This window comes from Streptomyces capillispiralis (assembly GCF_007829875.1).
Classification (GTDB): Bacteria; Actinomycetota; Actinomycetes; order Streptomycetales; family Streptomycetaceae; genus Streptomyces; species Streptomyces capillispiralis.
In genome coordinates, this window is the sequence record NZ_VIWV01000002.1 from 218181 (window position 1) to 225859 (window position 7679).

Annotated in this window: 8 protein-coding genes; 2 read left to right on the forward strand and 6 right to left on the reverse strand. The window is 69.3% G+C overall.

The features are described 5' to 3' along the window. Nucleotides 1–111 precede the first annotated feature (111 nt). Nucleotides 112–1095: a M23 family metallopeptidase gene (locus FHX78_RS36160; RefSeq protein ID WP_145872419.1), complete on the reverse strand. Its 984-nt coding sequence runs from the start codon at nucleotides 1093–1095 to the stop codon at nucleotides 112–114. A 304-nt stretch (nucleotides 1096–1399) separates the two neighbouring features. Between FHX78_RS36160 and FHX78_RS36165 the strand changes: the two genes are divergently transcribed. Beyond that, complete coding sequence (locus FHX78_RS36165) at nucleotides 1400–2335, forward strand: lytic transglycosylase domain-containing protein (protein WP_145872420.1); 936 nt, start codon at nucleotides 1400–1402, stop codon at nucleotides 2333–2335. Nucleotides 2336–2448: 113 nt separating this feature from the next. After that, a complete protein-coding gene (locus FHX78_RS36170) occupies nucleotides 2449–3036 on the forward strand; it encodes a hypothetical protein (RefSeq protein ID WP_145872421.1) in 588 nt (195 codons plus the stop codon). Nucleotides 3037–4052: 1016 nt separating this feature from the next. Here the strand turns inward: FHX78_RS36170 and FHX78_RS36180 are convergent. From FHX78_RS36180 to FHX78_RS36200, 5 genes are all read right to left on the reverse strand, one after another. Continuing rightward, nucleotides 4053–4367, reverse strand: a complete 315-nt coding sequence (locus FHX78_RS36180) for a hypothetical protein (protein ID WP_145872422.1) — start codon at nucleotides 4365–4367, stop codon at nucleotides 4053–4055. A 118-nt stretch (nucleotides 4368–4485) separates the two neighbouring features. Continuing rightward, on the reverse strand, nucleotides 4486–4794 hold the full coding sequence (locus FHX78_RS36185; protein WP_145872423.1) for a hypothetical protein: 309 nt from the start codon (nucleotides 4792–4794) through the stop codon (nucleotides 4486–4488). Beyond that, on the reverse strand, nucleotides 4791–5699 hold the full coding sequence (locus FHX78_RS36190; RefSeq protein ID WP_167532036.1) for a ParA family protein: 909 nt from the start codon (nucleotides 5697–5699) through the stop codon (nucleotides 4791–4793). The genes FHX78_RS36185 and FHX78_RS36190 overlap by 4 nt, the downstream gene beginning before the upstream one ends. A gap of 108 nt (nucleotides 5700–5807) precedes the next feature. Beyond that, on the reverse strand, nucleotides 5808–7169 hold the full coding sequence (locus FHX78_RS36195) for a ParB/RepB/Spo0J family partition protein (protein WP_145872425.1): 1362 nt from the start codon (nucleotides 7167–7169) through the stop codon (nucleotides 5808–5810). Between the two features lie 114 nt (nucleotides 7170–7283). Continuing rightward, nucleotides 7284–7679, reverse strand: a 396-nt coding sequence (locus FHX78_RS36200) for an NAD(P)H-dependent oxidoreductase (protein ID WP_208766221.1), incomplete at its 5' end; no start/stop codon positions are given.

Sequence of the window (7679 nt, forward strand, 5' to 3'; positions counted from 1 at the left end):
CTTCACCCGCGGTCATGCACGGAGCGTGAGGTTCTACCCCCCTTGTCATCATGTGGAATTCATCCGCCGGACATGAGGTCCGGCGCGCGTACGCGTCGGCCGCGCGCTGTGTCAGAGGCGCAGACCGGCCTCTCGCAGCCACTTGCCGGGATCGATCAGACCGCCCTGCGCGGTCCGCACCTCCAGGTGCAGGTGGGGCCCGGTCGTGTTACCGGTCTCCCCCACCCTGCCGATCACCGCACCGGCTTCGACCCGCTGTCCGACGGCCACGGAGACGTCGGCCTGGTGGCAATAGTCGACTTCTGTGCCGTCGAGCAGGCGCAGGACCGTCCGGTTGCCCAGGGGCCCGTCACGGGTCACTTCCACGATGGATCCCTCCCCCACCGCGCGCAGGGGCGTGCCGGTGGGCGCGGCGAAGTCGAGTCCGGTGTGACGGCCGGACGACCAGAGCTTCCCCGCCTGACCGAACGTCGAGGTCAGGGTGTAGTCGCTCAGGGGCAGGACCATGCCGGACTCGGGCGCTGCGTCCGCGGCGGCATCCGCCGCCCGCTCGCGCGCCGCTCGCTCGCGGTCGGCCTGTTCCTGTCCGGCCCGCCGCCGTTCGGCGCGCTCCGCCTCGGTTCGCTCCCGCACCCGGGCGATGCGGTCGCGTTCGTCCTTCACTGCCTGCTCGAAGGCGGCGGCCAGTTTCTCCTGCACCGTCGCCTGCTCGAGCAGCGCCCGGCCGGCCGTGCTTCCCGGGCGGAGGGGCAGCAGGAGGGAGAGCCGGCCGGGGGAAGCCACGGCGGGGGCGGATGGCGTCGGGCTGTTCCCGTCGGCGGCGGGCACGGTGCCGGCTTCTCCCCCCGCCTCCGGACCGGCCCCGGCCCGCGGCCACAGGAACGCCGCCGCGGACACCACGGCCCCGAGGACGGCAAGGGAGACGAGGACGCGGACGGTACGCGTTCCCGGCCGCCGGGATGCGGGCTGCTGCTCCGGCACATAGCCGAGCACCGGCGCCTGTTCCCCCCAGGGACGGCGGGTGAAGCGTTCGGAACGGGCGCCGAATTCCTCACCCGGTATGTCTCCGGAATCATCGCGTCCGGAATCCGCCATCACTTCGAGAACACCTCACTGTACGGGACCGCAGAAACGTCGAGGGCCGCCGTCCGGCCCGTTACGGAAGTACGGAAAAAGGAAGGCATCGTGCCGTCCTCGGATCCGGTGATCGGCCGCTCCGGCCGCACGTTCCTCGGACACATCCGGCTACGCGTCACAGCGTGCGCCGGTTCATGCGTCGCACCCCCGGTCCGGCACTGTGCGATGCCGTTCGCTTCATGAACCAGTACCGGGCACGGACCGTAGCCACGTGTGGGGGCCGCGGACCGTGCCCGCCGTCACCTGCGGGAACTAGGGGTTCATGGTGAAGAGCGAACGTGGCTCGGGCGGTATGCCGCGCGCCGCCGTCATTGCCCTCGGCGTATCGGTCGTCCTGGCCGCCTTCGCCGGGCCCGTGATCCTGATAGTGGCGGTCGCCGCGGTTCTTCTGATCGGCGGCTTCGGAATTCTGCTGCTGCCCCTGGTGCTTTTCCTCGTCATCATCCAGGGGCTCCCCCTGGCCGGGATCGAAGACCTGGGGAACGCAGACTTCGACGATCTGACACAGGCCGAGCGGTCCTGCGAGGAAACCGAGGCCCTCCTCGTCGAGAGCAATCCGGACAGTCAGGCGGACAGAGCCGAGCGCATCGTCAACGGTGATGGCAAGGGCCAGTTGGAAAGGGTGACGCGGGGCTCACCGTCGGGCAGCGCCTGCACGGTGCCCAACGACATGCTGGAGGACATGGACGAGGCGGGATCCGTCTGCGACGTCATCGGCCCCGTGACCATCGCCGCGCAGATCATGTACGAGAGCCAGTTCCGCACGGACTTCGTCGGGCCGAACGGCGCGCGGGGCGTCTCCCAGGTCCCGACGGAGGCTTTCGAGCGGCTGGCGGAGGAGGGCGCCGACCCGTTGGACGCCGATGTCTCCATCGACGTCCAGGGCCGTTACCTGTGCGAACTGGCCGGCCAGGTGCAGGACCTGGTCGGCACCGGCCAGGCGGCCGGCTCGGTTCTGGACATGACGCTGGCCGCCTACGACGTGGGGATCGACGCCGTGCGGGAGGCCAAGGGCGTACCCGCCTCCGAGGACGCCCAGAGTTACGTCGTCGGGGTGCGGCTGTGGTTCGCCCCCATGGAAGGGGTGGGGCCGCCTCCCCGGAAGATCCCGCTGCAGAACGGCATGGTCGACACCGGCCCCGGCATCCCGGCTCCCCCGGCGCAGGAGGCCGCCCCGGCGAACTCGCCTGCCGTGTGAACCGCCGGAGGCCGACGCCCTGCCCGAACCGGCGGCCGAATGAACTGGACAAGGATGTCCACCGTAGTAACTATTGAGACAATAGCCCGATTACTACCAATGTGGATGTCCCAATGAACAACCATGGCGGGGATACCGCGATCCGGATCCAGGTCGACGTCGAGACCACAAGCCGGGTCGACTACGCGGCGCAGCGCTCCCAGGTGAGGGAGGGCGGAGAACGCGTCACCTGGGACGAGAGCCTGCCCCCGGACGTCCGTGGGTCCAAGCTCTGGGCCGCGCTGGACGCGCTGGCCGACCGCGGCTCCGCCCGCCGGCAGACGAAGCGGGAACCCGACACAGCGGCGCGGCAGGGCACCGCGCCCACGTCACCGCAGCGGTCGGCCGAACACCCCGCGTTCGCCGACGCTGCGGACCTGTACCTGCCCGAGCGGAACAGCCCGCGGCACGCCCCGGCAGCGGCGTCTCCTGCTCCTGTGCCCTCCGGTCGGCTGCGCAGAGGAGTGCACCCCGCCTTCCCCACCACGCCACGCGGCAGGACACCCGCTGCCGCCGGCGCACCGGTGAACGGCCACATCGCGGCGATCGCGGGCGGGAACGCGGTGCGCGGCAACTATCCCGGGACCACGGCCGCGACGAGGACGGCAGCAGCCGGCACACCGAGGGCCGCTTCCCTCGCCAGGCCGGCGGCCGCGCGCTGAGGCCGACGAGCCGGCGGCGTGCGTGCCGCTTCCCGACCGGCCGTCACAGGGGCAGGACCGTAGCCCGTTGCCGCACGGCGCCGGAGGGCCGTCCGCCTTCGAAGCGCTCGGTCTTGTGGCCCTTGACGCACGGCCGGAGCGTGCGGGGGTCCATGGCCCCGGAGGAGACGGCCGGCGGCGACAAGCCCGCCGAGGAGGTAGGCGGCACGGTTGAGGGCATCGGAGAATCCCGCGCCTTCCGTGACCTCACCGCAGGCGCGCACAGGCTCCAGGACCATGGTGAGATGCCCCTGCGCGGGTTTCGGCCCGGCGGCGGCCAGGACCGCCTGGCAAGCCCTGAGCGGCACCGGACGAGGGCCGGGAACGGGCCGGCGGGCAGATGGCCGGTGAGGGTGTGCAAACCGTTCGCCGCGCCTCTGAGGTCGACGTGGTCCCCTATGGGGATGCCGGGCAGGATGCGGTCCCGGGCAGGCGGCTGGGCCGGGTGAGGGTTCATTCGGCAGTCGCTGGAGTTCGGGGCAGGGGTCTTGCGTCCGGGGGCGAGGGGATGGACCGGCCGGCCGCGGCGGCCGGTCCAGCGGGCGAGTGCCGGCACCGGTCAGCGACTGACTGAATCGAAAACGCGCTGCCGCGGGTCGCTGTCGGAAAACTGCAGCTCAACGGGCATCCCCACCCCCAATCAGCGACCGAAGCGACTCAGTGACGGACATGGACTAGCGAAGATCCCCGGGGCCCTGACCCCTGTGGGAGGGCTTCGGCGTCGGGCCGTGCACGACCCTCCGCAGGGCCACCAGCGACCGGAGAAGGGGCACGGCGACCGGCACGTCGTCGGTCGCTGACTTCGGTCGCTTGAGTCGCTGCTGGGTGACAACTAGTCCTGACCTGGCTGTTTGTCTCGTGAACAGAGGCAACCGAACAGTCGCCGAGTCGCTGGTCCACAGTCGCTGGCTGCTTCTCGAAGCAGCCGGCGAAGCGACCGCCCGGCCCTGGAGTGGTTTTCGCAGGGCCGGCGGGGGTCAGCGAACTGTCCGGCTCCGTCGCTCCAGTGCGGCCTGCGAAGCGGCTGCCACGAGGCGCCCGTAGTCGGCGGAGCGGACCTCACCGCTCGTGCTGTCCAGTCCAGCAGCCGTGGCGATGTCGTCGAACGACACTTGGAAGGGACTGAGGGAAGTCAGGGAGAGCTTCGGGCGCAGCAGGTCCGACGACTCCGCCAGTCCAGCGCTCTTGGCGTAGGCGGCGTACTTCTTCAGGTCGGATCCGGCTATCGACTGGGCAGCCTGGCCGAGGACAGTGGGAGAGAACGGCTTGGCAGAGTTCATCAGATGTTTCATGGTTCATCCTTACTTTTGCGTTCTGATCCTCTGTACGACGCTTCGCCCCCAAAGTGTTCACGTCCCCCATGTGGCCTCTGACACGGCGGAACGCCCCCCGCCCTCAGCCCGAACGCGATCACTGCTCCGACAAGTTCGAGGAGTACGCCTTCGCGGGAGCAGTGCTGGGAGCAGCGACTCCGGGGCGCTGCGCGGTCGCCGGCGGTGCAGCGGGACGACGGGCTGCGGGGCTGTTGAGCCTGGGCGGCGGGTTTACGGAGAGCCGCCCGCCGTGGTGCTCGGCCGGCGTGGCGACGGCCCGCAGGGCGTCCACGTCGGCTGCGGCGAACCGGGCCGGCTGTCCGGCCCGGGCCCGTTCGGCGTTCGCGGCCTCGGCCCGCTCCACCAGGGCCAGGGCGCCGCCGCCGTATTCCGTCGGAATACTCACCGCTTACGGGTGGAGTTGAGGCGTGCGATGCCGAGCTGGTCCGCGACGAGAGCGATGTCTCCGAGTGCTTCGTTGCGGGGGTCGAGATAGCGCAGGGGGCGCTGCCTGACGATTGTGTCCTTGAAGCGCTGCTTCCGCCGGACGATGGGCAGCAGCTTGGGCTCCCAGTCGGGGTTGCTGCGAATGGCCCTTATGGCGTCGTCCGTGACGGCGCCGCCGCTGCGGCGGACTTCTCCGTCAGCAGTGAGAGGAATGTTGGTGGCGAGGATGTGCTGCACCTCGGTCTTGAAGCCGAACCGGCGGAACTTGCGGAACCCCTTGTCCAGGGTCTCCTCGAGGTCCTGCAGACCGATGATGTACTTGAACTCGTCGGCGACGCAGGCGATGACCTCGGGGCCGACCATGGCGATCGACAGGAGCAGGATGCCGAGTGTCGGGCCGCAGTCGAAGAACATGATGTCCCAGCGTTCCTTCGGCATCTGCTCGTCCAGGACGTTCTGCAGCCACAGCACACCGGCCGGGTCGAGTCCGAGGTTGACCTCCGCGTCCGCCATCTCGGTCGTACCGAGGACGAGTTCCAGGCGCGGGATGTGACGGAAGGCGTCATCCTGCTCCCCCTCCCCGATGCGGTAGCGAGCGGGGACGACGGCTTCCTCAAGACGGTGCTTGCCTTGCAGGACGCTGAAGATGGTGGGCTGATCGTCGGGCGGGTCCTGGTAGCCGAGGATGTGCGAAGCGGTGCGCTGGGGATCGAAGTCGGCGACGGCGACCTTGTGCCCGCGCAGGGCTGCTTCGACGGCGAGGTTCACCACTCCCTGCGTCTTGCCGGCGCCTCCGGCGATGACGGAGCAGGCGAAGATCCGGGGACCGTCGGAGGGGGGCGGTGTGATCGTTCGGGTGGGCAATGGCGCTCCTGGTGGATTCGGCGCGGGCACGGCGGCCGGGTATTCCGTCGGAATACTGCTTGGTCGGCCGACGGCCTGCCCGAGGCGATCATTCCGACGGGATAAGGATCACTGGCTGGCGAGCCGGTCCTGCTCCCACTCGGTGGGTTCGTACTGGACGCCTGTCTTGAGGTAGTTGAGGTATTCGCGGTCGCTGTCGTCCCACGTACGCGCGGAGTCTGCCGCACGGAGCTCCGCTGTGGCCAGGGCGAGCGCGAAGGCGACGCGAGTGGTGAGCCTTGTGTCGCCTGAGGAGGCCACCGTCTCGAAGTAGCGGGCGGGCTTGGCTACGGGTTCCGCCGCATTCGGTGCTGACCTGAGCCAGGCGTGCGCAAGTTCGCGCGCCGCTTTGTCCGGGCCCACCAGCAGCGCGGGACCCAGCAGACGAAGCGTCTCGCGCGGGTTGGACGGGACACCCATGGAGACCAGGGTCCGACACGCGTGCTCACGCCGCTGCGCGGCCTCGGCAGCCGGGTCGGGTGCCGACGGGGTGCTCTCGCCTTGCGCCTGGTCGGTGTCCGCTTCCTTGCCCCTCGACTGCCGAGGGCTGACCTCTCTGGAGCCGTCAGCGTTCGACTTCAGCGCCTCCCTGTGGATTTCGCCCGTGGCATCGGTCTCGTCGGGGGACTGCTTCTTCTGGGCTGGCACCGTCGGGGAGGGCGGGACCCCGGGGTCTGGCGCGGTCAGGACGCGAGCGGCAGCGAAGGCCGCCTTGATGCCCTCCGCTTTCATGATCTTCCAGGCCTGCAACTGCTGCTCTGGCGAGGTGAGCCGGTCCAGAAGGGTTTCGGCCTCGCTCACGGCGAGGCCCTCCATGATTGCCTCCTGCACTTCAGTGGGGAGCTTCAACAGCTTGAGGCGTCGGGAGATGTGCGGCTGCCTGGTCCCGGTCTGCTGGGCAATCTCCGCCTGGGTCAGGCCGTCGCTCAGCGCGCCCTGGAACGCGAGGGCCTGCTCGACCGGGTTCAGAGGAACCCTGCGCATGTTCTCAGGCAGACCGAGGAGCCGGGCCCGCGGAATCTTCGAGTTGATGATCTTGCAGGGAGCGCTCTCCCGGCCCGCGCGCTGCAGCGCGAGTTTCCTGTTGTGGCCGATCAGGATGACGTAGTCCTCGGCCGGCACGGCCCCGAGCGTTCCTTCCAACTCGTCCAGCTTCTCGGGCTGCTTCTCGGCAAGCCGCTCCCGCCAGTACTCCAGGAAGCCTCCGACCTCCGCAACCGAGAGGTCCTGCAGAAGCCCGTCCTCCGCTTTGATCGACTCAGTCAGCTCGTCGATGTCCTCGTCGCGGTACACGAGGCGGGGATTGAACGGGTTGGGGTGAAGTTGCTCAAGCGGGATCTCGATGATCTCCGCAGCATCCGGGTCGTCCCAGATGCTGCGCTTCTTCTTCCTGCTGCCGAACGTCATCGTCGGCCCGGAGGCTCCAGCCATGAGGTGTGCTCCTGCAACAGAAGGGTGCTGACAGGAGGTGACCCTAACGGCCTGCAAGGCGTCCGTACGGCAACGGGGCGGTATTCCGTCGGAATACGCTCTGGCACCCAGGTGTCACGCAGCAGGGGGCGATGGCCTCCGGTCCCCGCCCCCCAAACGGGCATGGATGGCTTCGCTGATGGTCCGCACCGCGTGGTCAACACCTCGCACCGTGGTCTCGGGGGAGAGCTGTTCTGATTGGTAGATGAATGCCGTGGAGCCGCGCCGGCTGCCGCAGTAGTCGACGATGCCGTGTTCGATCTGCGTCCGCAGTGCACTCTCGTATCCGTGGCGCTCGTAGGCACCGGGGTCGTCGCCGGCGATGGGGAGGAGATGGGTGGTGAGGTTCTGCAGTTTCGGCTGCAGGCCCGAAGCGGGGGAGTGCTCGAAGGCCCAGCCGTTGACGAAGACGCGGTCGATCCACCCCTTCAGGAGTGCAGGCATCGACCACCAGTACACGGGGAAGACCAG